Genomic DNA, 263 nt, shown 5'->3' with positions numbered 1-263 from the left:
CGTTTAGTTTTGAGAGTTCAATAAAGATATTGACTCTTAAATGATAATATGATATAAATTAATTCTGCAATTTGTATGGGCCTATAGCTCAGCTGGTTAGAGCGCACGCCTGATAAGCGTGAGGTCGATGGTTCGAGTCCATTTAGGCCCACCATACAATTTTTGGGGCCTTAGCTCAGCTGGGAGAGCGCCTGCCTTGCACGCAGGAGGTCAGCGGTTCGATCCCGCTAGGCTCCACCAAAAAAGCTATTTTATATAGCATG

Annotated in this window: 2 tRNA genes; both read left to right on the top strand. The window is 44.9% G+C overall.

Going from position 1 to position 263, the window contains the following annotated elements:
• The first annotated feature begins 77 nt into the window (after positions 1-77).
• Positions 78-154: transfer RNA gene (locus tag HRG09_RS28545), tRNA-Ile, on the top strand.
• A gap of 10 nt (positions 155-164) precedes the next feature.
• Positions 165-240, top strand: a tRNA-Ala gene (locus HRG09_RS28540).
• Positions 241-263 lie beyond the last annotated feature (23 nt).

The sequence above is a fragment of the Bacillus sp. Xin1 genome, from assembly GCF_013314535.1.
In the GTDB taxonomy this organism is placed as follows: Bacteria; Bacillota; Bacilli; order Bacillales; family Bacillaceae_G; genus Bacillus_A.
The sequence above is the reverse complement of the archived record's forward strand: the minus strand, read 5'-3'. Positions and strand labels throughout refer to the sequence as shown.